The organism is Massilia paldalensis, assembly GCF_044901715.1.
In the GTDB taxonomy this organism is placed as follows: domain Bacteria; phylum Pseudomonadota; class Gammaproteobacteria; order Burkholderiales; family Burkholderiaceae_D; genus Telluria; species Telluria paldalensis.
Map to the genome: position 1 here is coordinate 1,048,972 of NZ_JBJCIU010000002.1, position 22,009 is coordinate 1,070,980.

General features: G+C 62.4%; 27 protein-coding genes. All 27 read right to left on the reverse strand.

The genetic code is table 11. The features are described 5' to 3' along the window. Positions 1-115: 115 nt before the first annotated feature. Positions 116-2,284 carry a hypothetical protein gene (locus tag ACI1V7_RS14470; RefSeq protein WP_404532454.1) on the reverse strand — a complete coding sequence of 723 codons (2,169 nt, stop codon included), beginning with the start codon at positions 2,282-2,284 and terminating at the stop codon, positions 116-118. Positions 2,285-2,287: 3 nt separating this feature from the next. Further along, positions 2,288-3,916, reverse strand: coding sequence for a hypothetical protein (locus ACI1V7_RS14475; RefSeq protein WP_404532455.1), 1,629 nt, complete (start codon positions 3,914-3,916; stop codon positions 2,288-2,290). A 12-nt stretch (positions 3,917-3,928) separates the two neighbouring features. Beyond that, positions 3,929-5,071, reverse strand: coding sequence for a hypothetical protein (locus ACI1V7_RS14480; protein ID WP_404532456.1), 1,143 nt, complete (start codon positions 5,069-5,071; stop codon positions 3,929-3,931). A 15-nt stretch (positions 5,072-5,086) separates the two neighbouring features. Further along, entirely contained in the window at positions 5,087-5,380 is a 294-nt protein-coding gene (locus tag ACI1V7_RS14485) for a hypothetical protein (protein WP_404532457.1), read from the reverse strand. Next, entirely contained in the window at positions 5,377-6,942 is a 1,566-nt protein-coding gene (locus ACI1V7_RS14490; protein ID WP_404532458.1) for a hypothetical protein, read from the reverse strand. Before ACI1V7_RS14490 ends, ACI1V7_RS14485 begins: the two co-directional genes overlap by 4 nt. Then, a complete protein-coding gene (locus ACI1V7_RS14495) occupies positions 6,943-7,530 on the reverse strand; it encodes a hypothetical protein (RefSeq protein WP_404532459.1) in 588 nt (195 codons plus the stop codon). A 798-nt stretch (positions 7,531-8,328) separates the two neighbouring features. Next, entirely contained in the window at positions 8,329-8,754 is a 426-nt protein-coding gene (locus tag ACI1V7_RS14500) for a hypothetical protein (RefSeq protein ID WP_404532460.1), read from the reverse strand. Between the two features lie 2 nt (positions 8,755-8,756). Continuing rightward, complete coding sequence (locus tag ACI1V7_RS14505) at positions 8,757-9,104, reverse strand: hypothetical protein (RefSeq protein ID WP_404532461.1); 348 nt, start codon at positions 9,102-9,104, stop codon at positions 8,757-8,759. Then, the gene (locus ACI1V7_RS14510; protein WP_404532462.1) at positions 9,104-9,742 is read right to left on the reverse strand and encodes a phage adaptor protein; all 639 of its coding nucleotides are present in this window, start codon (positions 9,740-9,742) and stop codon (positions 9,104-9,106) included. The genes ACI1V7_RS14505 and ACI1V7_RS14510 overlap by 1 nt, the downstream gene beginning before the upstream one ends. Positions 9,743-9,745: 3 nt before the next feature. Continuing rightward, positions 9,746-9,928 (reverse strand): hypothetical protein, encoded by a 183-nt coding sequence (locus ACI1V7_RS14515; protein WP_404532463.1) that lies wholly within the window; start codon positions 9,926-9,928, stop codon positions 9,746-9,748. A gap of 61 nt (positions 9,929-9,989) precedes the next feature. Then, positions 9,990-11,174, reverse strand: a complete 1,185-nt coding sequence (locus ACI1V7_RS14520; protein ID WP_404532464.1) for a P22 phage major capsid protein family protein — start codon at positions 11,172-11,174, stop codon at positions 9,990-9,992. A gap of 65 nt (positions 11,175-11,239) precedes the next feature. Then, complete coding sequence (locus ACI1V7_RS14525; protein WP_404532465.1) at positions 11,240-12,121, reverse strand: hypothetical protein; 882 nt, start codon at positions 12,119-12,121, stop codon at positions 11,240-11,242. A gap of 26 nt (positions 12,122-12,147) precedes the next feature. Beyond that, on the reverse strand, positions 12,148-13,080 hold the full coding sequence (locus tag ACI1V7_RS14530) for a hypothetical protein (protein ID WP_404532467.1): 933 nt from the start codon (positions 13,078-13,080) through the stop codon (positions 12,148-12,150). Then, entirely contained in the window at positions 13,077-15,191 is a 2,115-nt protein-coding gene (locus tag ACI1V7_RS14535; protein ID WP_404532468.1) for a portal protein, read from the reverse strand. The genes ACI1V7_RS14530 and ACI1V7_RS14535 overlap by 4 nt, the downstream gene beginning before the upstream one ends. Positions 15,192-15,194: 3 nt before the next feature. Then, complete coding sequence (locus tag ACI1V7_RS14540; RefSeq protein ID WP_404532469.1) at positions 15,195-16,700, reverse strand: terminase large subunit domain-containing protein; 1,506 nt, start codon at positions 16,698-16,700, stop codon at positions 15,195-15,197. Beyond that, a complete protein-coding gene (locus ACI1V7_RS14545) occupies positions 16,691-17,212 on the reverse strand; it encodes a terminase small subunit-like protein (protein WP_404532470.1) in 522 nt (173 codons plus the stop codon). Before ACI1V7_RS14545 ends, ACI1V7_RS14540 begins: the two co-directional genes overlap by 10 nt. 372 nt (positions 17,213-17,584) lie before the next feature. Further along, positions 17,585-17,782, reverse strand: a complete 198-nt coding sequence (locus ACI1V7_RS14550; RefSeq protein ID WP_404532471.1) for a hypothetical protein — start codon at positions 17,780-17,782, stop codon at positions 17,585-17,587. Positions 17,783-17,935: 153 nt separating this feature from the next. After that, positions 17,936-18,151, reverse strand: a complete 216-nt coding sequence (locus ACI1V7_RS14555; RefSeq protein ID WP_404532472.1) for a hypothetical protein — start codon at positions 18,149-18,151, stop codon at positions 17,936-17,938. After that, positions 18,148-18,549 carry a hypothetical protein gene (locus ACI1V7_RS14560; RefSeq protein WP_404532473.1) on the reverse strand — a complete coding sequence of 134 codons (402 nt, stop codon included), beginning with the start codon at positions 18,547-18,549 and terminating at the stop codon, positions 18,148-18,150. The genes ACI1V7_RS14555 and ACI1V7_RS14560 overlap by 4 nt, the downstream gene beginning before the upstream one ends. Then, complete coding sequence (locus tag ACI1V7_RS14565) at positions 18,546-19,052, reverse strand: hypothetical protein (protein ID WP_404532474.1); 507 nt, start codon at positions 19,050-19,052, stop codon at positions 18,546-18,548. The genes ACI1V7_RS14560 and ACI1V7_RS14565 overlap by 4 nt, the downstream gene beginning before the upstream one ends. Beyond that, positions 19,049-19,561 (reverse strand): hypothetical protein, encoded by a 513-nt coding sequence (locus tag ACI1V7_RS14570; protein ID WP_404532475.1) that lies wholly within the window; start codon positions 19,559-19,561, stop codon positions 19,049-19,051. The genes ACI1V7_RS14565 and ACI1V7_RS14570 overlap by 4 nt, the downstream gene beginning before the upstream one ends. After that, complete coding sequence (locus ACI1V7_RS14575; RefSeq protein ID WP_404532476.1) at positions 19,558-19,833, reverse strand: hypothetical protein; 276 nt, start codon at positions 19,831-19,833, stop codon at positions 19,558-19,560. The genes ACI1V7_RS14570 and ACI1V7_RS14575 overlap by 4 nt, the downstream gene beginning before the upstream one ends. After that, positions 19,830-20,072: a hypothetical protein gene (locus tag ACI1V7_RS14580; RefSeq protein ID WP_404532477.1), complete on the reverse strand. Its 243-nt coding sequence runs from the start codon at positions 20,070-20,072 to the stop codon at positions 19,830-19,832. The genes ACI1V7_RS14575 and ACI1V7_RS14580 overlap by 4 nt, the downstream gene beginning before the upstream one ends. Continuing rightward, complete coding sequence (locus tag ACI1V7_RS14585; RefSeq protein ID WP_404532478.1) at positions 20,069-20,500, reverse strand: hypothetical protein; 432 nt, start codon at positions 20,498-20,500, stop codon at positions 20,069-20,071. The genes ACI1V7_RS14580 and ACI1V7_RS14585 overlap by 4 nt, the downstream gene beginning before the upstream one ends. Next, on the reverse strand, positions 20,497-20,712 hold the full coding sequence (locus ACI1V7_RS14590) for a DUF3310 domain-containing protein (protein WP_404532479.1): 216 nt from the start codon (positions 20,710-20,712) through the stop codon (positions 20,497-20,499). The genes ACI1V7_RS14585 and ACI1V7_RS14590 overlap by 4 nt, the downstream gene beginning before the upstream one ends. Next, positions 20,709-21,308, reverse strand: a complete 600-nt coding sequence (locus tag ACI1V7_RS14595; protein ID WP_404532481.1) for a recombination protein NinG — start codon at positions 21,306-21,308, stop codon at positions 20,709-20,711. Before ACI1V7_RS14595 ends, ACI1V7_RS14590 begins: the two co-directional genes overlap by 4 nt. A gap of 2 nt (positions 21,309-21,310) precedes the next feature. Beyond that, positions 21,311-21,889 (reverse strand): YdaE family protein, encoded by a 579-nt coding sequence (locus tag ACI1V7_RS14600; protein ID WP_404532482.1) that lies wholly within the window; start codon positions 21,887-21,889, stop codon positions 21,311-21,313. Positions 21,890-22,009 lie beyond the last annotated feature (120 nt).

Below are 22,009 nucleotides of genomic sequence, written 5' to 3' on the forward strand. Positions count from 1 at the left end.
AAGAAAAGGCCACCGCGACGGGTGGCCTATAATGGTTGAGATAACAAGGGAGAATCACATGCAATACGACCCGATTAAGCTAGGCGCCATGCTCGCGATGGTCATCAACGCGTGGTTAGCGTCCCGCCGCGGCAAGTAAGCGACGCTGCCGATCTTCCTCTGACTCGAATCCAAACAGAGCAGCAGGCGAAACTCCCAGGCCTGCACGCAGCAGCGGCGCCGTGGCCGACCGTCCAGGCACTGAAATGGCGGCTGGAACATCGAGAATCTGTTGAGCTTGGTTGCCAATCTTGATCGTCTGGATAGGCTCTGCGAGGTAGTTCTTCAAAACCGGGCTTACGAACGGTAGGTTCTTCAGAACGCGCTCGGCGATTGCCGCACCGGCGGACGCCGTGTTCGAATTGTTCACGGCGCTGCCAGTTGGCTGTGCCTGCTCATAGCCAGCTACGCGGCCAATGGCCTTCATTTGCGCGATCTCGTTCGGCTCAAAGAACAGGCGTAGCTTTCGATCTCCGATGGCATTTAGCGCCTTGGTGTAACCTGAGCTGCTGAAATTGCCGATCTCGTCAGGCTTCCCGTTCAACGCAGACGACTTCAGGTAAGACGCGATCTGGTCGCGCACCGCCTGCATGGCGTCAGGACTGGCTTTGATCGAACTCTTGAGCTGCGCCACGTCCATAACGCTCGCTTTGCTTCCATTGCCGACGATGAACTGCTGCACGAACTTGTCTGGTTCGACACCATCGCGTACTGCCTGAAGTGCCGGCGTACGCTCGACGATACCCATGTAGGTACGGTTCACTCGACGCGCCCGATTGAAGGCGTCGATGGCTTCCTGGCCTAAGTTCTGCGTGGGCGCGCCAAGTTGGCCATCCAGTGACATGACTTGGTTGCCGCCGTTGATCGGTGCCGCACCAGAAGGGTTACGCAACGGAGTATCATCCAGCGCCTGCCGCACAAGTCCGAGAGCATGTCGCACGTTGCCGTCTGTGCTGTTGCGCTGCACGCGGCCAAGTCCGGTCTTGAACTGTTCTGCGATCTCGACCGTCAAGGGGATAGAACCATCGGCGAAGCCGTTCAGCTTGTTGCGGATGTCCGGCGTCAGGAAGCTTTCAACATTGGCGTCATGCAGCAGGTCGCCGGCTCGGTTAGCGAATGAAAAGCTGTCGAGCTCAGCACTCCGGCCGGCACTGTCACGAGCTCGATCGTAGAGGAGACCGATCAGATCCTGCGCACGTGCATCGCGCCGCTCGAGCGCGCCGATCACTCGGGTTGCCCCAGCATATGCGTCGTCGCTAGTATTGGCGCCGAGGTTGTTTAACCCAGCCTTGAGCAACTGATTATTGCGATTTTCGGTTTGCCCCAAGAACTGTGCGGTGGGGTCCTTGCTATTGATCCCAAGCTTGGCTAGGTTCTTCTGTTGTGTGACGACTGCTGGATCGAGGGTCAGGCCGGCGGCGGTTGGAGTCAGACCCGTCAGACGATAGTCAGCCAAGCGGCGCACAGCGTCCGGAGATACAAGATTGTCAGTGCGGAACGCTGCGGCGACGTCGTTTCGAATACCTTGTGCCACCTGGGCCGGAAGATCGTCCAACTTCAGACCGGAATCGTGCAGCGCATTGTTGATGGTGATGTCAATCTGCGCCGCCTGCTGCGGTGTCGGTGCAGAACGCTTTGCAGCCTGACGAGCTACAGCCCCGGCTACACGTTGGCCTCCTACCAATGCCGCAGGTGCCGCCACGCCGGCAGCCAAGGACGCTAGGAGTTGCGACGCATCGTTTCCTCCTGTCTCGCGCGTGTAGCCGCCAGCGCCGCCGGCTGCTGCTGCCGATGCTAGTTGTTGCGCCGGATTTGCCGCCAGCGCTCGAGCGACAGCCTGCGTTGCGCCGTTCGAGCGCCCTGCCAAGGCCCCAGCAGCCCCCAGTGGAACGGCACCACCGGCCAGAGTGCGCGAGGCATCGGCGACAATGCGCTCCTGAGCGGTCTGCGGCTTAGGCAGTCCCACCAGGTCGGCGAGCGTACCACCCGTGTCCGCCGTTGCCTTATTGCCAAGTACGGGGCGCGCAAGCGTGCGCAGAGGATTGCCGATCAGCGCGTCGAATGCTCCGCCAGTACCCTCGAGGAGATAGCGCGCGGTCAGCCCGACTTGGCGAGGTGCATCGCTTATTGCGTCGTTAAGCTGCTCGCCGAAGCCTTTCTTTTTCGGCGCCGGCGTATTGTCCGGTAGCAGCGTGTAGCGGCCCTTGACGGGCTGGTCGTTCTCGTCAAGCAGGGTGTAGCCCATGTGTTACTCCTTGACCCACTTCCCGCCGCGCGAGACGTAGGTAGTTCCGTTATCGGCGCGCATGCGCTTGCCGTCGTATTGCGCGGCCGGCGGCAGCATGTCGAACTTCTGCTGCGGCGCCGGCGAGGCGACCGGGTTCGGCACCGTAACGGCACCGTGGTCGTTGCCCTGGCCGCTGATCTCGTTGCGCAGGTGCTGGCGGACCGACTTCGGCGCCGCCGACGCTGCTTTCATCTCTAGCTGCATCTGCTGCACCGTGGCCTCGTACGCTTCCTGGCTCTGGGCAGCCGACAGGATCTCGCGCGCGTGGTCGTAGTCCGACACGGTCGGCTTCTGGCCGCGCGCCATCGCGCCGGCGTAGGCCGACACCAGGCCGTTGTTCGCGGTAGCGAACTTCTTCAGCGCCGGGTCGTTGGTCTGCGTGTTGAACATCGCTTGCGCTTTGCCGAACGGGAGGAAGCCGGAGCGCGACACGTCGCGGCCGGCGGCTACCGCCAGAGGCGCGAGCTGGTCTGCCTCGGCGATCGCATTCTCCACACGCGCGCTGATGTTGCCGGACGTGCGCAGCGCGGCCTTCTGACCCTGGTAGTCGGCGCCAATCGACGCCAGGTCTGCGCCAGACAGGCCTAGCCCCTGTGCCTTCTGCGCCACCCGCGTACGCAGCGCGACGAGGTTCGCTGCACCTTGCGCCCCGCGGCCAAGGTTCTGGTAGACAGAAGTGTCACCGCGCACAGCTTGGTCAGCCAAAAAATCGAGCGTCGCGTCGTTCAGAGACGGCTCGGCGCCGCCAGCAGCACGGTCAGCAGCGGCGCGGCGGTCAGCGGCGACGGAATCTGGCGACTGGCCGATCAGGTATTCGGTACCAGGCGCGACGCTGTTCTTGTCGACGAACTTCGCGCGGTTGCCTAGGCGAACCTCCGTGATGTCCGGCTTGGCCCCATATTGGCTCACCTCCTGGCGGCCATCCTTGTAGGTGATCACGTTGACGGGCTTGTTGTTACCGTCCAGTGCGACCTCGATCTTGTGCACCTCTGGAAGGAACTTTGCTGCGCGCTCCCATGCCTTATTGGCGCCGTCGATGTCGCCTTCCTCGCTCCTGATTTGCGCTTCGGTCGCTGCTCGGTTAAAGAAATCTTGCGTGGCATTCCCGCGCGACGCGGGAGCTGCCGGCGCCGACGTTGCAGCCGGCATCTGACCGCCAGCCTGCTGCTGGTACGCCTGCATCCAGTCCGGGCCGCCGACCTTCGGCGACATCGCGCCGCCAGGCATGGCCGATGCCATCGGAGCCTGCTGATCTGCCTGCGATGGCAGTTCAGCACCCCCACCGGAAAGCCGCTTCGCAATTCGCAGTGCTCGTTCACGCAACATCTGCTGGTTCGCGAGATCGCTCTCGGCGTCCTTCAGCTTGATGCCAAGCAGTTGCGACTGCAGCCCTTGCGCCTGCTTCTGCAGCTCGCGATCCTGGTAGCCATTTACGCCTTGCTGGTAGCCCTGCAGCGCAGCGGCAAGGCCTTGGGCGCCGGAAGTCGGGAAGCGGCTAGGTCCGGACGACTGAGCGAGTGCCGCGCTGAAGCCCAGCAAGCCCTGCGTTTGCTCCGGGCTCAGGCCCAGCAGGTTGGTCAACAATCCCATGTTTCCTCCTAATTAGCCGAACAGTGATGCCAGGCTGCCGACGCTCGACAGGAAGCTTTGCCCGCGGTTCTCGTAGATCGGCTGCGAGTTCGTGCCGTTCGTCGTTGTCGTAGCGTTGGCGTTCAGGTATGGCGCCAACAGGCTGTTGATAGCGCCGTACTGGCCCAACTGGTAGTTGTTCTGGTTGCTGCCGACGCCATACGCCTGGCCCATCAGCCCGGACAGCAGACCAGACCCGGCCACCGCGGCGCCGTTGTTCTGGGCGTTGTTTGTGAACTGCGCCTGCTGGTTAGCCAGATTGGCTTGCTGCTGCAGGCCGGCGTTGTACTTGCTGGCATCGAACGAGTTGCCAACGTTCATGAACTCGGCCTGATTCGCCGTGTTCGCGTTCTGGCCGGCGACGCCGTACTGCTGCGCGCTCAGACCTTGTGCGGCCGATAGCGCACGATTCTGGCCGTTCTCGTATGCACCTGCCAGGGCGTTCGCGTTGTTCGCGCTGTTCGCCAGGCTGACTTGCGTGGACTGGTCGTTGAGCTGCTTGGTCAGGTCGCCGATCGCGTTTCCTTCTGCGATGCCCTGGCGCGAGCTGCCGTACTGGCCGGCGGCGATGGCGCCGCCACGGATCGACGGGAGAACGGTTTTCTGGAAGTTGCTGATCGTGTTGCCTTGGTTCTGTGCCAACTGTTCGTTCGTCAGCGCGTTACCAGCCTGCAGCGACTTCATCAGGGCATCAGTGTTGCCCCCGCCGAGCAGCGTGTTGAACGTGCCGGAAAGGTCGATTCCATTTTGCGCAGGAGCCTTGATCTGGTTGCCTACGGCGTAGGCGGGCAGGGAAGCGCCTGCAGCGCTCACCGTCGGCGTGCCAGTGCCAGCCAGCAGCCCTTGTGCAGCCTGCTGGATCGAGTTCAGGTTCTGGCCGCCGTAAGTGCCGAGAAAATTGTTGTTGGCATTGCCGTACTGCTGCAGGCCCGCGTCCTGCGGTTTGTTAAGCAACGAAGAGAACTGCGACAGCAGACCGCCGCTACCATTATTCCCGAAGATCAGACTTTGAATCGCCGGGTCAAGGGTTGTCTTGGTAGTCGAGCTCGACGTCGAGGTCGAATTGCCGGTCTGCGAAGCGCCTTCCAGGCCCACCAACTGTTTCAAGAAGCCCATGTCATTCCTTTCAGGTTACCCGAGCGGCGTCCATACGCCGTGCGAGTTGAAGTAGTAGTAGCCCTCGCCGGTGCCCGGGTCCCATGTGACGGCGTCGGTGTAGACGATCATCGGAGACTTGGGATTTGCCGGCGGCGCCGACATGGGCGAGAGGCCGAGGGAGTCGCCGAACAGCATCGACATCTGGCTTTGGAGCAGTCCGGCAATGCGGTTCAACTCGTCGTCCAGGTAACGCTGTGCGCTGGCCGGCAAGTCGGCTGGCGGCGGCCCGGGCTTGTAGGGCGCTGTTGCGCCTCGTGTTGGTTTCAATATTGGCTCCCTCTTTGCACATCAAGATCGTAAGAGTCGAGACGCCATTGAGCCGCGGTCCCTGTCTCGAACCGGATCGCGACATAGCGGTAGTCGACGAACATGTCGGCGCGTACCGACTCGCCTATGACGTGCTCGAACACCATCGTCCATTCGGGGTCGGCGTACGGGTCCGTCTGGTGGCCGCCGATCTTGATCAGAACCGTCTGCCCCTTGTTGCCAGTGATGCGCGCGAGAACCCGTGTGACACGCTTTGTGTACTCGTCGTCGGCAAAGCCCAGGCCGCGCCGCTCCAGATACGCGACCGGCTGCACACCGTTGAACGTGGCCGAGGCGTCGAGCATGTACAGCTGCTGCTCGTTCGACGCCATCAGCACGCGCGTGAGGTACGGCGTGAAGTCCGGACCGTTCCAGGCCGTCAGGTCGGTATCCCAAGCGTCGTTGTCGGCCGCCCAGGAGCCGCCCAGCGTGTTATCGACGGGCCCATAGTTCGCGTGGTGCACGGACGGCATGTCGCGGTAGCTGACGGTCTTGTCGACGTAGTTCCACACGAGAGCCTTCGTCGGCATGGTCGAGCCGATCGGCACGTAGCAGACGTAGACTTCGTTCAGGAACGGGTTCTTGAAGACGAACGAGCGATCGTTGTAGGCGACGTCCATGTCCTGGAACAGCGCCCGGCGCGCGACCTTGTCCAGCACCGATTGAGACGATTGGCCGTCGTGGATCACGACGTCGGAGCCGGTCAGCACGAAGTGCCAGCCGTCCAGTTCGACGATGCAGTTTCGGTTCATCGCTCCGGACACGCCCAGCACCTTGCGGAAGCTGAACACGTAAGCGCCGCCAGTGAAGTCCATGCGCCACACGCTCTGCTGCTTGTAGATCATGAAGCTATCGCGCAGCTGCAGGCCGTCGATGACGTAGTCGCCACCTTCGGCCAGATCGAACTCGCCGGCATCCTGCGTCGCGTCGTTCGGATCCCAGGTAATCGGCACGCCGCCCGGGTCAGCCGGCGACGACCACTTGACCATGAACGGGTAGCGAGTGCCGGCCTTGGTCACGTCGAGCGCGATCAGGAAGTTGCGGTAGGCGCGCATCGCCTTGCACGTCGTATTCGCCGGCCAGTTGTCCAGCGTCTGGAAGCGGGTAGCCGTGGACAAATCCCAGCGCTGCGGGGGATCGATGCCGTTGTTCAGGATCGGGATACCGGAAAGCGTCGCGCTCGTCCATGTGTTCGGCGCGCCGCTGTAGTCGACGTCGGCGCCTGCGCTCTGGCGCGTCAGGTTCGTGTGCACCGCGGTGCCGTTCGTTACGGTCGTGGCGTAGATCTTCTTGTCGCCAGCGTACAGCCAATACAGCGCCTGGCCGATTCTAAGCGGAAGAACGTGCAGCGGAATCACGGCCGGCGAGCCGTACACAGGACCGTGGCCGAAGAACGGGCGTGCAGATCCATCGAGGAACCGCATGTTGCGCGCGTCCGTCCACGCGTTCGGCGGCAGTTCGTGCGCGGAGAGGTCCATGACCACCCCGACCGACCCGCAGTTCGGGATGGTCACTTTCGTCATTTATGGAACCTCTCGGGGCTCGATCTCGCCCCAGATGATTTCTTCAGCGCGACCTGCAGCGATCGCGCCCAGCGTTTCTAGCTGCTGGACGCGCGCTTGCAGGGCGGGGCTGTTCAGGTCTGCCTGGCCGCCGACGAACAGGTCTTTTTGCAGTGCGCGCATCGTGGCCGCGGCTTGTCGGCCTGCAGGCGACGTCGGATCGTCCAGCATTGCTAGTTCGAAGCCGACCTTCTCGTCGTCGGTAAAACGGTAGCGAAGCGCGGTCGGAGTGATGCGGCGGTTCTGAGCCATCTTGTAGGACTTAATCTCAGCGGCAGTCCAATCGCGCACGGCAATCGTTGAAATGACGACCGTGTTGGCAGCATCAATTGTCAGCACTTCTTCGCCGTCGTAGCTTTGGTACTTTCCCAGTTCCGGCCATTGGTTAACTACAGGCCACCATCCGTAGCCGGCGAATTCTGGAATGTTCAGCCACGTCAAATCCGCAATCTGGTCGATCGGAATCTGCGAATTAGTTAGAAACTCAGGAACCGGCTCGCGGGTAACAACGCCATCTTTTACTTTCACGCAGTTGCGATAGTCGATCATGATTTGTCCTTCACCAAAATTCGATCAGGGCGAACGCCGCTCCACCAAGGCTTGCGCCGTTTGTATTCATGTTGCTTCCAGCGCCGCCGCCGCCATCTCCACCGTCAGAAACTCCAGCGGGCTGGGGTGTTGCCACAGTGATTAGCGCGGAGCCCACGCTTTGCGCTCCTGAGGACCCAACCAAACCGGGAAGGCTAGTGTTTGAGGAGCCACCTGGCGCGGCGCCGGATAAGTAGCCACTCCCTGGCGAGCCGGAAGGGCCTTGGGTGCTACCAGTGCTCGCCGAGATTCCGGCTCCACCACGACCAGCTGCCGAGCCTCCGGATCCGCTGGTAGAGCCAGTGGGCGCAGCACCGTTCCCGCCTGAAAAGTTGACATCGCCACCTGACCCGAGGCCGCCCGTACCGCCTGATGACGTTGTCCCGTCTGCGCCGCGCCCTCCGATCAACCGGTAGCCAAGCCCCTCGACGATCATTCCTGTCGGGTCAAGGCGCACGTATATGAGAGCGCCAGGAACGGCTCTGACCACCGCGGTGCCAGCGAATCCGGCTCCTCCTGCCCCGCCGTAGTAAGGCGTTGCACTTCGATTGACCGAGTCCCCGCCTTTACCTGTCGCTCCCATCCGAACATACTGAACCCAGTCCGGAATTCGAATGGCCTGATCGGTTCTGGCAAGGATAAATTTGGCCGGAAATCCAAGTGGATCAGCTACGGCTCCGCCATTGACGCGGCGCGGTAGACCTGGAGCCGCTAAGCGCCCTGTCGGGCCGGAGTTTGTACCGTACGGATATGGCATGATTAGAAGTCCGTGTACTCAGCACGGCACACGATGCCGCCCGCCAATGCAACTTGCGAACCGAAGTAGAGACGGTCTCCGGCTTCGAGTCGCAAAGGCGTCGTTTCCGTAAAATCACCGAAATAGGTCTTGGTGATACCGGCCGCAGTGCTCAGCGTCTGTGTCGGCATTGTCACCGAGTCGATTAGACGCATCGTGGCGTAACTGTCTGCCGATTTGGCAAGCAGCAGGATTAGGCTCGTAGGTCCTGTTAGCGTTGCTCGGGGCTCTGCCGTCAGTCGCGTGACAATGCAACCGTCCGGTCCTGCCTGCATCAGCTGCACCACGTTGGTCGGAGCATCCGTGCCAATATTGGCTGCGGCACCAGTAGCTACCGCAGTCGCAGTTTTCGGGGTCTGCGCGAAGGCAGCGGTGTTAGTTTTTGCCATGGTCAGATTCCGAAGGAAAGGGCAGCGGCCTGCACTTGGGCCAGGCGCTCACTGCTGCTGTTGATGTCGTTGCGGCGCCAGTTAGCCGCTCCGTTCTGCGAGACGATCTCGTAGGTCAGCGCGCCACCGGGCTGGCCTGGCAGAGCACTCGAGAACGCGGTTTGGTTCACGTAGTCGATCGATGCCACGCGGTCGTGCGCGACTGTCATCGGCCCGCTGAAGTTTGGGAACGAGGCCTTGAGAACCGTTTTGATGAGGCGGAGGTGATCGTCGCCTTGCGACTTCGGGTCGCCCGGAGTCGGGTTCGTGATGACGAAGTCGCTGATGTAGGTGCCAGTTTCGAGCGCCATTAGTGCCCCCTATAGATGTCGAAGTCACCGCAGCCGAGCACCTGCGCGATCTCGGTACGCAGGGGAGCGACAGCACGCGAGCGGCTTTCAGTCGCGTTGATCTCGTTGACGGCCCGGCCGTACATGGCCTGCCAGAGCGGTATCGAGTCGTTGTCACGCAGCCAGGGCGCAGCCTGGAGCAGCGCCCCGTACAGGTAGATGTCCGGGTACTTGGTCAGCAGCGCGTTGGTGGGCGCGGCGACGGACAACTTGAAGCCACCGCGGTAGCGCAGGGTCGCCGTGCGCGCGATGTCGCTCGGGCAATCGAACGCCAGGTTCGTGCCGTCGATGGCCCAGTAAGTCGGGCGTCCGGGCGTCGTGGTGATCGGCAGTTCTTCCGGCGTGGCCGGCGCCAGTTCGCGGCGATTCGGTCCCATCCACACCGCGAGCGGCGACATGAAGCCAGCCGGCAGGCCAACGACGCGCGCACCCACAGCTACAGCGAGCGGCACCTCGTTTTCCATCGAGCGCACCTGGGCGATGCGGTTGATGCTCGCTTCAGCCAAGGCGATGAAGTCGGGGATCTGCGCGGTCAGGTCGGAGCGGTGCAGCCATCCCTTCACCGCGGCTTGCAGCTCGGCGTAGTTGGTGAATGGCATGGCTTAGCCTTTGGTGGTGCGGGTCTTGCGCGGTGCGGACGCTTCGATAGCTTCGGCCGGCGCATTCGTACGCTCGTGGTCCGCGTGCCAGTCGTCGTAGCCATCAGCGCGCGCGGCGCCTTCCTGCTCCGCGTCGTCAACGACCAACTGCTGGCCGGACAGGTACAGGGCTTTCGGGTATTCCATGTGAACTCCAATGAAAAAGCCCCGCCGGCTTTCGCGGGCAGGGCTTCATGGGTGGCGTCGATCAGTTCGACAGGATGCGGACCGCCAGTTGGCGGCGCAGGGTCGCGTAGCCGTACAGCACATCCAGACGGCACGGGAAGGTGTCGTTGTTGATGTTGTACTGACGGACCATGCGCATCGAGATGCCGTCGAAGGTTTCGCGGGCTTTCCAGTCCACGCCATCCGGCATGACCAGGTCGGCGGTCGCGAACGTGAACGCGTCCTGGTGGTAGGCCAGCGACGGGCGGTACACCTGCGATGCGCCGCCGATCTTGGTGACTGCTGCGCCGTTGGCCGGCGATGCGGTCACGTTCTGGCGCGGACCCGAGGTGACGATGGCCGGGGCGATCTGCAGCGTGCCGGCGCCACCCGCGTAGTCCGCGGTCACGACGAACATGTGCAGGTTGCCCGTGTCGACCTTGGTTTCCGGGTGCACGCGGTTGATGCCCAGGGTGATCACGTCGCCTTTCTTGAACGTGGTCGAGCCGGTTGCGACGGTGATGGACGAACCGGTCTGACCGGCGCCGCTGACGGTGTAGCCGGTCGCCGAGAGAGCGGTGCCGGTGGTCGTGCCGCCCAGGATGGTGTTTTCCATGATGTCGCCGAAGCCGGCGGTGGTGCCCATCACGCCCTCGCGGTACTGCTTGGCGATGGCGGTCGAGTCCTGGAACAGACCTTTCAGGTTGTCGATCGCGTCGACGGTGTCCTGGGTGTTCATCAGCAGGTTGCGGTTGCCGCTCGGGGCCAGCGCGTCGGTCAGCACCTTCTTGGCCAGCAGCATCTGGCGCATGTTCAGGGTCGAACCGATGTTGTTGACGACCTGGTGGATGTCGTTGGCCATCGACAGCGCGTCGGCTTCGATGTTTGCGGCCAGGACCGACATTGCCGGCTCGATGATGCGTGAGCTGAAGTCGTCCAGCGACATGGTCAGGTCGACGGAGGTGAACTGCAGGTCCACACCCTTCTGGGTGTTGACCGTCAGGGGCACTTGGCTCTCGACGGTATCTTGCGGGACCATCGTGGCGCCGGTACGGACGACGTATTCGTTCGGCAGACGGACCTGGATGGTCGAGCCGATCTTCGCGCCGGACTTGGCGAAGCGGTCGTCGTATTGGCGGTTGATCGAACCGATGAAGTTGGCCTTCTGGTGCAGCACGCGCAGTGCTTCACGGGTGATTTGTTGCGGGGTCAGCAGGGTATTCGGCATTTTTAAGGCTCCAGAAATGAAAAAACCCGCTCAAGGCGGGTCGGGTAACGTTTGCGTGGGTAGCGTCAGCGTTTGCTGCGCAACTGCTTGTTGCGATGTTCCATCCACTCGGAAGTGCTCATCTTGCTCGGGTCCTTTGCCGCGGTTGCGCGGGCAGCGCCAACGCGGGTGACCGGAGCAGGGGGCGCGGCCGGGGTGGCGGGCTTTGCTGCCGCCTGTTTCTTCGAGAGCTGGTCGAACAGTTCGGCGTTGTGCATGATCTTGAAGAACGCCGGGTTCTTGAGCAGGAAGCGGGCCGTTTCCGGATCCATCTTCACGCCCTGAGACTCGGCGAAAGTGTTGATCTGCGCCGTCCGTTCGGGCGACCAGCTCGGGATTTCACGCCGCACATACGCTTCCGCGTCCTGGATTTGCTTGGCAGTTGCCTGCTGCTCAGCCAGTGCCTGTTCGTTCTGTTTCTGCGTGATGCTTTGCACTTTCGCGCCGCGCTCTGCTTCGAGCTGACGCTGGGCTTGCTGCAGCTCCATCGCCTGGACCGGGTCTTCGCGAATGATGCGGGACCAGTCGAACTCGGCGAATTGCTTGAGCTGCTTATCGATGGCGCGCACGTCGGCGACGTCATCGAGGTACTGCTGATGCTGGGCCGCCTGCTGGCGGACCTGCTCACGCTCGGCCTCGACAACCTTGCGTTCGGCCGCTACTGCTTGAGTCTTCTGCGTGTAGTCGGCGTTGCGCATCGTGCCGGCCTTGATCTCGGCTGCGATGCTCTTGGGCATGGCGACCTTCTTGCCGCCTATCTCGATTTCCTCGTCCTCTTCGGGTTGCTCTTGCGAGGCCGCGTCGACTTGGGCATCGTGTTGGTCTGCCGCCTGTTCATGTTCCTCGGCGGCAGATTGGGCTGCGGCGTCGGAATTCGACATTTCTGCCGATTGTTCCAGTTCGTCCATGCGTAAATGCTCCTAAATTTGCCGGATCAGCCGGCGGTTTGGTCGACGGCTGCGTCGACGGTGAACGTGCCCGACACCGGGCACAGGATGAAGAAGGCGCCGGCGCGCAGCTTGATGTCGACGGTGCTGCCGATGCGCTGGTTCAGGCCCAGGCCGACAGCCAGCGTGCCGGTGTTGGCGTTCGTGTTGACCGCGTACAGCGTGCCATTCGAACAGTTCAGGCCGGACGTAGGCGACGTGCGAACCTGCAGCGTGCATGTACCGCCAGCGGTCAGCGTCAGCGAGGCGGTGCAGCTCGTGCTGATCGTGATGATCGATGGCTTCGCAGTGTTCGACGCCTGGTAGGCGGTCGACAGGGCCAAAGTGCGCGCCACCGGTTCGCCGAAGTCGAACGAGTACGGCGCCGGGATGGTCGGCTTATCGGTCAGGTCGTTGTAGCTGCCAGTTGTCGCCACCGCGGCGAATGCCGGCTTGCCCGTCAGGTCAGCGTAGGCACCACTGAACAGCGTCGGCTTGCCACTGAGGTCAGCATACGAGCCGCTGAACAGAACAGGTTTGTTCGACAGGTCAGAATACGATCCCGACGTGGCCACCGGCGCGAGTCCGGTCAGATCCGCAGCCTGGCCGGTGATCGCCACCGTCTTGAGTGCGGGCTTGTTGAGGATCTGGGCGGCGCCGCTGGTGGCGTTCCAGTCGGCATTGATCTGCGTGGTCGGCAGCGCGGACAGCACGCCGTTGCTCGAGACGAGGCCAGAGCCCACCGTCAGGTACGACGGCAGATTCGTGGACTTGTTCCAGATCAGCAGGCCATCGGTCGGCGGGTTCGGCAACGTGCGCAGGATGTTTCCCGTGTCGGCGCTATTACGCTGCGTGATGATTAACGAGTTGCCTTCAGCGTAAGCCGTGCCGCTGCACAGCGCGAGCAGCCACAGGACGGCCGCGAGAGTCAGTTTCTTCATGCTATTCCTTCAGGTGGTTGCGCAGGCCCTGGCATGGGCTGCGGCATCGCTGGTTGCGGTTGCTCTTGCGGCGCCGGCGCCGGAATCTGCTGCTGGCCGCCGGGCGTGATGTCCGGGCCATCGATCGCTTGCATGGTCGGCTGCAAAAGCTGGAATCCCAGCGCGGCGGCAGCTTCAGGCGTGATCGTCAGGCCAAGCTTGTCGATTCGTTCGGTGACTGCCTTGAACGCATCAATGTCGAGCTTGCGGTTGTCTTGCGACTTGTCCCGCTCGGCTTCCTGTAACTGCTGCTGCAATTGCCCCATGGCCTGCTGAAGTTGCTGGATGACCTGCTGTGCCTGCATCAATTGCGGGTTCTGGCCCTGAATCTGCGGCGGCAGCATGGCTTTCAGACGCTCGGCAATCTCTTCAGCACCCGGCCAGTCCAGGTTCTTGGCGAACAGGTCGCCGATCACCGGAGCGGCGGCAGGGTAGGCCTGCATGAAGTTCATCATCTGTTGGGCTGCTTCCTCGCGCTGCGTGGTGTAGCTCGGGCCGCTCTCGCAGGTGACGTCGTACTTGCCGCTCGTCAGGTCATAGACGTGCTCGATGCCGATCTGCTCGTGCGTTGCTGGCTGCTGCTGGCCTTGGGCGGCCTGCTGCTGCGCTTGGATCGGTTGCGTCGGCGCGTTGATCTTGACGTTCTCGTTCGTACCGTCTTCATGGATCACCCTGATGATGCGTTCGACCGTGTACGTCTTCGGGATCAGATCGGCCAGGATGCGGCCGGTGTGGCGAATGCCGCGGTTCTGGTTGTCGGTGAAGTTGAACGTCGAGACGTCGCCTTCACGCTGGCGTGCCAGGATCGCGCGGCCGCTCGTCTCGTTCGACTGAGCGCCCAGCGAGGCGTCATACAGGCCCATGACGGACTTCATGTCGTCGGACGCGTTCATCGCCTCCTGCATCGAGGCCGCATCCGGGCCACCGGCGAAAATTCGCTGGGGCGGGACATCACCGTCGTACTCCAGGTATGGATGCGCAACCGTGTTCGAGGTCGCCCAATTCGTATCGGATGCGAACGCGCCGACCGGACCGACCCATGGCGATTGCGGTGCGCGTGAAGCCACCTCAGTCGTAGTGGTTCGCCAGAAGTTGAAGCTGCGCTGCGCATCCTTCGCGTCATGGATCATCGACTTCAGGTGACGCTTGCCGTCGATGATGACCTGGTCGCCGTAGACGGGCACGATCGGGATGTACTTACCTGCCCATTCGTTCGTCTCGATGATCTCGACGCCGTTCATGATGTGCTGCGTGACCTGCATCGAGCGCACCGGCCGGCGGGCGACTTCGGTTATGCCTTGCACCTTCAGCACGTCCTGCAGCACCGGATCTGCGAGCTGCTCTTCGAACATCACCGTGCCGTCAGACAGCTTGATCAGCGTCTTCTCGACCTCGCGGCGCTTCCACCACTCAGCGACCATGATGTCGTCGCCTTCGAGCCAGTCCGGATGGCATTCGCCGCGGCGGTCGCCTTCAAAGCTTGCTGTGTCAGCCTTGGGCCATTTCGCCTTGAACGCGTCCAGCGAGTACGTTTCGGTGACGAACGCGTCGTTCCAGTTGGCCGAGTCGGCGCCCATGTCATATGCGTCCGGCACGACCGACAGCGAGTTCGGAATCGGCTCGATGCGAATGTCCTGGTCGAACGCGTCGTCACTGGTGTAGTCGGTGGTGATGCGCCAGTAGCCAACGCCGCCGGTCACCGCGTTCTCGATGGCCGTGTCGTAAGCCACGTCAGCGTTCGACGTCACCTCGATGTTGCGCACCAGGCCGTCCAGCACCTTGGCGGTCCACTGGTCCGAGCCTTCGCCAACCGCGTGAAACTTGATCTGCGGCGTGTTCTGGCGCGCGTCGTTCACGACCTGGCGGATGAAGGCGGGCAGCTTGTTGATGGTCAGGCAAGGGCGCCCGTCCTTCTCGCGCTGCTGCCGCACCTTCTCCGGCCATTGCTCGCTCAGGCGCGCGAAACGCACGTCATCCGAGTAGCGCTCGCGGTTCTCGTTGTCGCGCTCGATGGCGATGTCGTAGATGCGCAGGCCTTCGGCGTGCAGGTCTTTGTCTTTCGTGTCAGCCATTGGTTATCCCATCCAGCCGCCCGGGGCTGCGTGCGGCCTCGGTCGTTGAGGGGTTGGTTTCGTCGCTTTGCCCAGCGTGTCAGCGCCGCGGGCGAGGATCGATATCGTGTCGACGCCGTCGTCGGGTGAGCCAGCCGGGAAAACGAGGCACTGTCGCTGCAATTCAGCCACCCAGGCGGCGCGAGGCCACAGTAGGCGACCCATGCCGGCCTGAGCGATGGCAGACTGCGCACGCGTGGCCTTGTCTTGGATCGACGGCAGCCACTCGATGCGGCATTTCGCGGCTCGATCGATCATCCTGGCGCGCAGGCGGCCCTCGGTGGAGCGCCGGATCGGGCCTGCCTCGCCAAACCATGCGAGAGGCGACCAGCGGACCATCATGTCGATCTTCCGCTCGATCCATTCCTCGGGGCCGACCTGGCCGCGCCACCAATCCAGCAAGTACCACGTGCCATCAGGTGCGATGCCCATGATTCCGTGCTCAGTCCAGTCGCCGCCGTCAGGCGTTACTGCATAGTCGCTGCCCCCGATGATGCGCAGGCCGTCCGGCACCTTGTCGTAGGTGCCCATGTCGTCCTTGCGGAACAGGATGCCCTCGGCCGGCGCCGGGATCTGCTGGTAAAGGCTCGACCAAGTGCGACGGTTCAGGCGGAACTGCGCCCAGTGCTTGGCGTCGAACCATTCCGTCCACAGCATTTCGCCAGGCTTGCGGCCGAGCGGGTCGGTGTTCGTCTGGCATTCAGCCTGCAGGCACAGCACGCGCCAAACGTTGCCGTCTCGGCATTCGATGTCGCCGGACTCGCCTGACCAGTTCTCGGGCAGGATGCGGCCGCACAGGTCGTCTTCGTGCCATCGCGTGTTGATGATGACGACCCAGCCGCCAGGGATCAGACGCGTCAGCAGGTCGTCCTCGTAGGCAGCGAACGTCTTGTCCCGCACCGTCTGCGAGTCCGCCTGCTCGCGGCCCTTGATCGGGTCGTCGATGACGATGCCGTGCGCGCGGTTACCGGTCATGCCGGACATCATGCCGCCGGCGATGTACTCGCTGCCGTTTGTCAGGGCGAATTCGGTAGCCGAGCGGGATTCGGCGCTCAGTTCACACTGCAGGATCCCGGTCGTTTCAGGTGCGCGCAGCAGTTGCCGAGTGCGTCGACCATGACGCCCAGCCAGGTCCGAGCCATAGCTCGCCAGGATGACGCGGCGGTTTGCCTCTCGACCCAAGAACCAGCTCGGTCCCACGACAGTCGCGTAGGTGCTCTTGGCGGAGCCGGGCGGGGCCATGATCATCAACCGTCCGTGCCGCTTCGTCATGCACGCCTGTAGCTCGCGAAGTATCAGTTTGTGGTGCTCGGCCTGCTGGCTCTCGATCAGCGGGATCGGCGCCGCCTCATCGGCATCCTCGGAAGGAGAGCCAGGAACCGGCACACGCGAGGCGAAGGTGACCAGGTCATTGCGCGCCGTGCGACGTTCCAGAAGGATGGCAGCAGCTTGTTGCGGTGTCAGGTGCATGGTTTGCCTGCTGCGATGGCCGCGAGCTGGTCGTCGGTCAGGGCGGCAGCGGATTGGACTTGGATGGCACCGCCGTCGGCGCCGGTCAGCTCTTGAGTGATCTTGTCGCCGTACTTTTTCGGCTGCATGCGTGCCAGCATCCACTTACGCGTGTCTACGCGCAGCTTCGAGCGGCTGATCCATTCCGTATTCGCACGATCACCGTTCTCGCCGATGACCGTGTCGAACGTTGTCTCATCCGCAATGTCGAGCATGTCTTCGAACATGCCTTCGGCACGAGCCTCGCACGCGTGTGCGTACTGGTCGCTGAACTCCTTGTTCGCGGCAAGCCAGCGGAACACGGTTGCCCGGTTCGGCATGCTGTCGTCACGGCAGATGGATCGCAGGCTTTCACCTTCTGCAAGTCGCTCGCAGATGCGGTCTGCCATATCTACTGTGAAGTCGCTGGGGCGCCCCTGAGGACGCGCCGCAGCCTTGGGCTTCTGGCCCTTGGTGGGTTTGGTGTCGCTCATGGGCGTAGGTGTAAAAAAGCCAGCGCGAGGCTGGCAAACTCCGTGGAGAGGCGGAGGGGGAGAAAGAGGGTGTGGTGAGACGCACCGTGTTGGCCGCACTCGGCGGCGGAAGGGCGGTCGGGCGTTCACCACATGGAGACCGGCTGCCGCCCGGGCTGACTAGGCTTAGGCGTTTGGTTGTCATCCGCAACCGATCTGCATGTGGTCACCCCTTACGAGGGTGAGGCGCCGAAGTTCGCATAAGGCAGCGATTACCGCTCCCAGCAGTCTGTCAGTTGGACAATACAGCGGGGCCAAGCCGCTGTGCTTCGGGGTAAACGCAAAAAGCCCGCTGACCTTTCGGGGCGGGCTTAATTTGGCTGCAATTCCGGTCTAGGTGCGGGTCAAGCTGGTGAAGGCAATCGTCACGCCCGTCGCGGCGAGAATAGCAACCAGAGCAGGGGAAAGACCAGCGAGCAAGACGAGAGGAACAGACACCATTCCTGCCAACATGCAGCAGTACGCGAGCAGAATGACCTTTCCTAACATGCCGTCGAACCGGCTCGTCATTCCGGGTGTCTCGTCGCTCATCTAGCGGCCTTTGCTGTAGTCGAGCGAAAACACCCTACCTGGGTATCGTCTCTCGGTCAGAATTTCTGAACGGAATTAAGTTGTAGTATGGAATTTAACTCAGCAATATCCTTGAGTCAATACATTTCAGCTGGGAACTGTTCGCGTGTGACGTTACAGCCACCCCTTGTAGACCTTTATGTATTTCACAACTCGGTAGAGGGCGTAATACAAGCCGACGCAGCCAGCTGCGAGGATGAAATACCCGTCTCTGTCTCCGCCTCCCAAAACGATAATGCCGAAGTAGATGACGATGGCAGACACGATAAGCACTAAAACGACATCGCGCTTGTAGCGACCTTTCTGTCCATCAGGCGCGGGAGTGGTCATGTCTTCGCCATCCCTATCTCGGCAGCAGCACGGGTGACAGCGCGGCGGGCCGCGGACATGTCATCATCTTCAGCAGGCTCATAGACTTCGACGTCTAGTTTCCTGTGGCGAGCGCACATAAGCTTCGTGCGTTCGATGTTCGCGAAAGCAGGGCCAAGCCATAGGTCGAGCTTAACTGCCAACTCCAACGCATCCCCGCTGAACAGCAGCGGATTCCACGCATGCTGGACCGGCTTATCCTCGAAGTGCAGGTTGCCGTATCCCTCGCCCTCGACCTCTTCGAACCTGGCGCCGAGTGCGCGGGCGGCCAGGGTCAGTAGCTCCAGGTCGGCGGGCGGGATGACCTTGCGCGGTGCGGCGGGGAACTCGTCGACCTCGTCAATCCCATCCAGATTCATCGCTGCCTCTCCGTGTTCTTTTCGACCATCAATTCTACCGCGGCCTGGGCGGTCCGCAGCAGGCTTTCGAACAGTTCGCGGCGCACCGGGAACTGCAGCACTCGCATGATCGGCTGCCATGCGCGGCCCTCGACGTAGTGCATGCGCAGGATCGCTTTCTGTGTGCCGCGCAGGTGGAATAAGCTCAGCTCGATCAGGTAGGCATCCTCGTCATCCATCCGGCGGCGCTCGTCGCTGAACGACTCTAGCAAGCCTGCTTCCTTCTTCAGCCGGTCGCAGAATGCGGCCGTAGCGCTGCGGGCGATGAAGCGCTCCTTGGCGTTGGCCCAGCGTGCCCAGTTCTGCAAGCGCTCGTGGATCGGGCTGGACGCGTGGTCCTGCCGCTCCTGGCGCCGTGTTGCGTTCCTGGGCGTGTACGGCACCTCGGCGAAGTCGTCGACGCGGCGGGCGGGCTGGCCTGCCGGGCGCCAGTTCAGAGTGATGGTCGAGCGGCGGTCGGTCAAGGGTTGCCCTCCATGCGCTCTTTGATCAGCGACACCGTATGGCCAGTTTCCCAATCGATCATCGACGCAACATCGTTCTCTGTCATTTTGAATGGCGCGAGCGCGGCAGCGGCCAAGTCGCGCTTTCGCTGGAGACTGCGGCGCATCTGATCATAGGAACCCTCATCACTGTAACAAGCAAACATGCCCTCATAAGCATGGAGCCTCGGATAATCTGGGTAACGAGGCACCTTCGGGCGAGCCCCTCGCCATAGCGGAGATGTTGATTCCCATTGTTGAAACTCCGCCTTCGCCAGACAATATTCGTCAATGGCATTTTGATAGCGCTGCATCTCGAGCTCACGCGCTGCTTCCTTGGCCTTACGCTCTTCCGTGCGCTTTCGATCCTTCGCTTGCGCGAATTCCATGAGCTCCGGCCATATCGCGTTTAGATCTTCTAAGCCCTTGTCGTAAGCGGCCAGAGCACGCTTGTTGTCGACTTCGATGACGATCACGTAACGGTCGGTCATGCCTTATCTCCTTGTTTTTGCATTCCAAACGACCATCCAGCGAACCAGCGGTCATGAGCTCGAGTGCTGCCAGACGGGGCGCAGTAAGGGTTCATCCATAAAGGCTCTCCAGCCTGCGCTGCCGCCACACCTTGGTCGTATGGGTTAGACTCGGTAGATGACGTCACGGCCGGTTCATGTGCCTCTTTCCCTCTCGGAACCAACAACAAATAGAGCATCGAAACTGCTACGCCTGCAGCCAGCAGCCAATAGACACGCTCAGTCGTACTCATGCTTTCTCCTTCTGCAGTTGAATTGCTACGTACTGCCGGCGCGCGGCGAGGTTCTTTCGGTCTACCCGGTAGCTCACGCAGGGCACCGAGTTCCAGCCGACGTGGATGTTCAGGCCGTGGCCGTGCTCGTAGTTCTTCTGGCAGCGGCCCATGCCCAGGTCTGCGAACTCAGGCTCGGCGTGCTTGACGCTGAACTCGTCGCACAGGGCGCATTTCTCGTCACGGTCGCGGCGGTTCATGCCACCTCCAGCTGCGAGAACCACGTCTGCGGCTGCTGGCGGGCCCGCTCGATCGTCTCGGCCGTGATCCGCCACGCGCGGCCGGCTTCCTGCTCGATCTCGCGGGGCGCCTTCGCGTTCGCGTTGCGACGGGCCAGCTTGCGGGCGTAGGTCTCGTGAGGCGTCAGCGCCGGCGGCTTCGGGGCATCCTCGCCCGGGCCTTGGGCCCACACTGGAGCACGTGGCGTGATCTTCGTCCAGCCGATGATGTGCGCGCGGCCTTCCTTCTTCAGCTTCTTGAGGTTGTTGCGGATGCCGCTTTGACCCATGCCGGTCTGGAGGAAGATCCGCTCCGGCGTGCCGGTCGTAGCCCCGGCAGCCAGGTTCGCGGTTTCCTGTTCGACGGTGGCCAGTACCTTGAATACCTGCTCCTTTTTGCACTTGGTCATGCTTGCTCCTTCTTCTCGCGGCGCGCGATTTCTCGCTGGATGTACCAGACAGCCTTTTTCAGATCCTGCAGCGGCGCTCCCTTCTCATCGGCGCGCCACAGGTACTTGATCGCGTTGCCCAGGTTGAAGGACATGTGTTCGGTGATCTGGATGCACTCGACGCCGGACGGATGGCTGGTGTAATGCGGCGGGTGGTTGACGACGTCGGTCATGCTTGCTCCTTCAGTGCGCGCAGCTTGGCGCGGTAGGTGTCGCGGATGATCTTGGCCTGCTCGATCGTGAACTTGGCCGGGGTGTGCTCTTGCTCCAGAAACTCGACGCGCTCGACGCCGATGCGCGCGATCAAGCCCAGGCGGTACTCGACGGCGTTGCCGCTCTTGTGCTGGTTGCAGGGCACACACTGGCGGTGCACGTTGTCCTCGTGGAAGCGCAGGGCGGGCTGGGCGCCGACAGAGCGGTAATGGCCGGCGTCGTAGGCGCCCTGGTGGAATCGGCCGCAAGAGATGCACGGCAGATCCTTGTCGCGCTCTCGCACGTAGGCGTTGAATGCCGTCTGCGCGTCCCTGAGCCAGTCGGTGCGCGTTTTCATGGCCTGTTTGCGCTCACGGGTTTCGGCACGTTCCTGCCGTTCGGTCTCACGGCGTCCATGAACGGCGGCGCAGGCTGGTGAACACACCTTCTGCATCTGGCGTGCAGGCTTGAAGCGCTGGGCGCATGTCGCGCACTTGCGTTCGCGCGGTGCGGTCGACTTCAGGATGGTGCCGCGCTGGCCGATCGGCTTGCGGCGGGTGAGGGGGGTGCGCAGCATGGTCAGCCCTCGTGGCCCATCTGGTCGTGACCATGGCAGGTCGGGCTGCAGTAGCGGCAGGTCTTTTGTGCGAGGCCGCCGCGATCGCGGTAGTAGATCGTGCCGCTGACAGTCGAGGCCGAAGGGGTCTGTTTGCGGCAGTAGGCGCAGGGCTCGTGACCTTCGCGGGGCGCGTACAGCTCGCGGCGGCGCTCGATCTCGGGCGCCAGCGCATCGGCGTCCCACGCCAGCGTCACATCGCCGCCGATCTTCTGATACGGGTATGCGCCGCTGACGATACCGTAGGTTTGCTTGTAGCTGTAGAAGACGAAAAGATCGTCGAGCGCCGGCATAGTCCAGTTGTCCAGGACTGCGTTTGCTTCTTGCAAATCCTGCCTCGTGACTCGTGCATCGCCGGCCTTGATATAGAAGCCGCGACGGTGCCGCTGGACACTGGTGACATCAATGGGCCTCGCCTCGTATTGCTCGATGGTGTGGAACTGGATCGGCACCCCGTCTGGCAACAGTGCGGCGATGGCCGCTTGGTCCTTGGCGGCGATTTGGCCGCAGATATGGTCGTACTTTTCGCGATTGGTTTTCATGGCTTAGGCCTTCGTTCTAGTTATGCGCTCGCGCGCTGATTGATCACCTTCAACCCAGCCCTCATCAGGGCCAGGGTTGCCAGCAGCGATGCGGCGCGCTGGATGTGGATTTGCTGTTTG

Bases quoted from the DNA above. Each gene is read 5' to 3' on its own strand.
- ACI1V7_RS14470 (WP_404532454.1), bottom strand. From the start codon at position 2,284: ATGGGCTACACCCTGCTTGACGAGAACGACCAGCCCGTCAAGGGCCGC.
- ACI1V7_RS14475 (WP_404532455.1), bottom strand. From the start codon at position 3,916: ATGGGATTGTTGACCAACCTGCTGGGCCTGAGCCCGGAGCAAACGCAG.
- ACI1V7_RS14480 (WP_404532456.1), bottom strand. From the start codon at position 5,071: ATGGGCTTCTTGAAACAGTTGGTGGGCCTGGAAGGCGCTTCGCAGACC.
- ACI1V7_RS14490 (WP_404532458.1), bottom strand. From the start codon at position 6,942: ATGACGAAAGTGACCATCCCGAACTGCGGGTCGGTCGGGGTGGTCATG.
- ACI1V7_RS14495 (WP_404532459.1), bottom strand. From the start codon at position 7,530: ATGATCGACTATCGCAACTGCGTGAAAGTAAAAGATGGCGTTGTTACC.
- ACI1V7_RS14500 (WP_404532460.1), bottom strand. From the start codon at position 8,754: ATGGCAAAAACTAACACCGCTGCCTTCGCGCAGACCCCGAAAACTGCG.
- ACI1V7_RS14505 (WP_404532461.1), bottom strand. From the start codon at position 9,104: ATGGCGCTCGAAACTGGCACCTACATCAGCGACTTCGTCATCACGAAC.
- ACI1V7_RS14510 (WP_404532462.1), bottom strand. From the start codon at position 9,742: ATGCCATTCACCAACTACGCCGAGCTGCAAGCCGCGGTGAAGGGATGG.
- ACI1V7_RS14515 (WP_404532463.1), bottom strand. From the start codon at position 9,928: ATGGAATACCCGAAAGCCCTGTACCTGTCCGGCCAGCAGTTGGTCGTT.
- ACI1V7_RS14520 (WP_404532464.1), bottom strand. From the start codon at position 11,174: ATGCCGAATACCCTGCTGACCCCGCAACAAATCACCCGTGAAGCACTG.
- ACI1V7_RS14525 (WP_404532465.1), bottom strand. From the start codon at position 12,121: ATGGACGAACTGGAACAATCGGCAGAAATGTCGAATTCCGACGCCGCA.
- ACI1V7_RS14530 (WP_404532467.1), bottom strand. From the start codon at position 13,080: ATGAAGAAACTGACTCTCGCGGCCGTCCTGTGGCTGCTCGCGCTGTGC.
- ACI1V7_RS14535 (WP_404532468.1), bottom strand. From the start codon at position 15,191: ATGGCTGACACGAAAGACAAAGACCTGCACGCCGAAGGCCTGCGCATC.
- ACI1V7_RS14540 (WP_404532469.1), bottom strand. From the start codon at position 16,700: ATGCACCTGACACCGCAACAAGCTGCTGCCATCCTTCTGGAACGTCGC.
- ACI1V7_RS14545 (WP_404532470.1), bottom strand. From the start codon at position 17,212: ATGAGCGACACCAAACCCACCAAGGGCCAGAAGCCCAAGGCTGCGGCG.
- ACI1V7_RS14550 (WP_404532471.1), bottom strand. From the start codon at position 17,782: ATGAGCGACGAGACACCCGGAATGACGAGCCGGTTCGACGGCATGTTA.
- ACI1V7_RS14555 (WP_404532472.1), bottom strand. From the start codon at position 18,151: ATGACCACTCCCGCGCCTGATGGACAGAAAGGTCGCTACAAGCGCGAT.
- ACI1V7_RS14560 (WP_404532473.1), bottom strand. From the start codon at position 18,549: ATGAATCTGGATGGGATTGACGAGGTCGACGAGTTCCCCGCCGCACCG.
- ACI1V7_RS14570 (WP_404532475.1), bottom strand. From the start codon at position 19,561: ATGACCGACCGTTACGTGATCGTCATCGAAGTCGACAACAAGCGTGCT.
- ACI1V7_RS14575 (WP_404532476.1), bottom strand. From the start codon at position 19,833: ATGAGTACGACTGAGCGTGTCTATTGGCTGCTGGCTGCAGGCGTAGCA.
- ACI1V7_RS14580 (WP_404532477.1), bottom strand. From the start codon at position 20,072: ATGAACCGCCGCGACCGTGACGAGAAATGCGCCCTGTGCGACGAGTTC.
- ACI1V7_RS14585 (WP_404532478.1), bottom strand. From the start codon at position 20,500: ATGACCAAGTGCAAAAAGGAGCAGGTATTCAAGGTACTGGCCACCGTC.
- ACI1V7_RS14590 (WP_404532479.1), bottom strand. From the start codon at position 20,712: ATGACCGACGTCGTCAACCACCCGCCGCATTACACCAGCCATCCGTCC.
- ACI1V7_RS14595 (WP_404532481.1), bottom strand. From the start codon at position 21,308: ATGCTGCGCACCCCCCTCACCCGCCGCAAGCCGATCGGCCAGCGCGGC.
- ACI1V7_RS14600 (WP_404532482.1), bottom strand. From the start codon at position 21,889: ATGAAAACCAATCGCGAAAAGTACGACCATATCTGCGGCCAAATCGCC.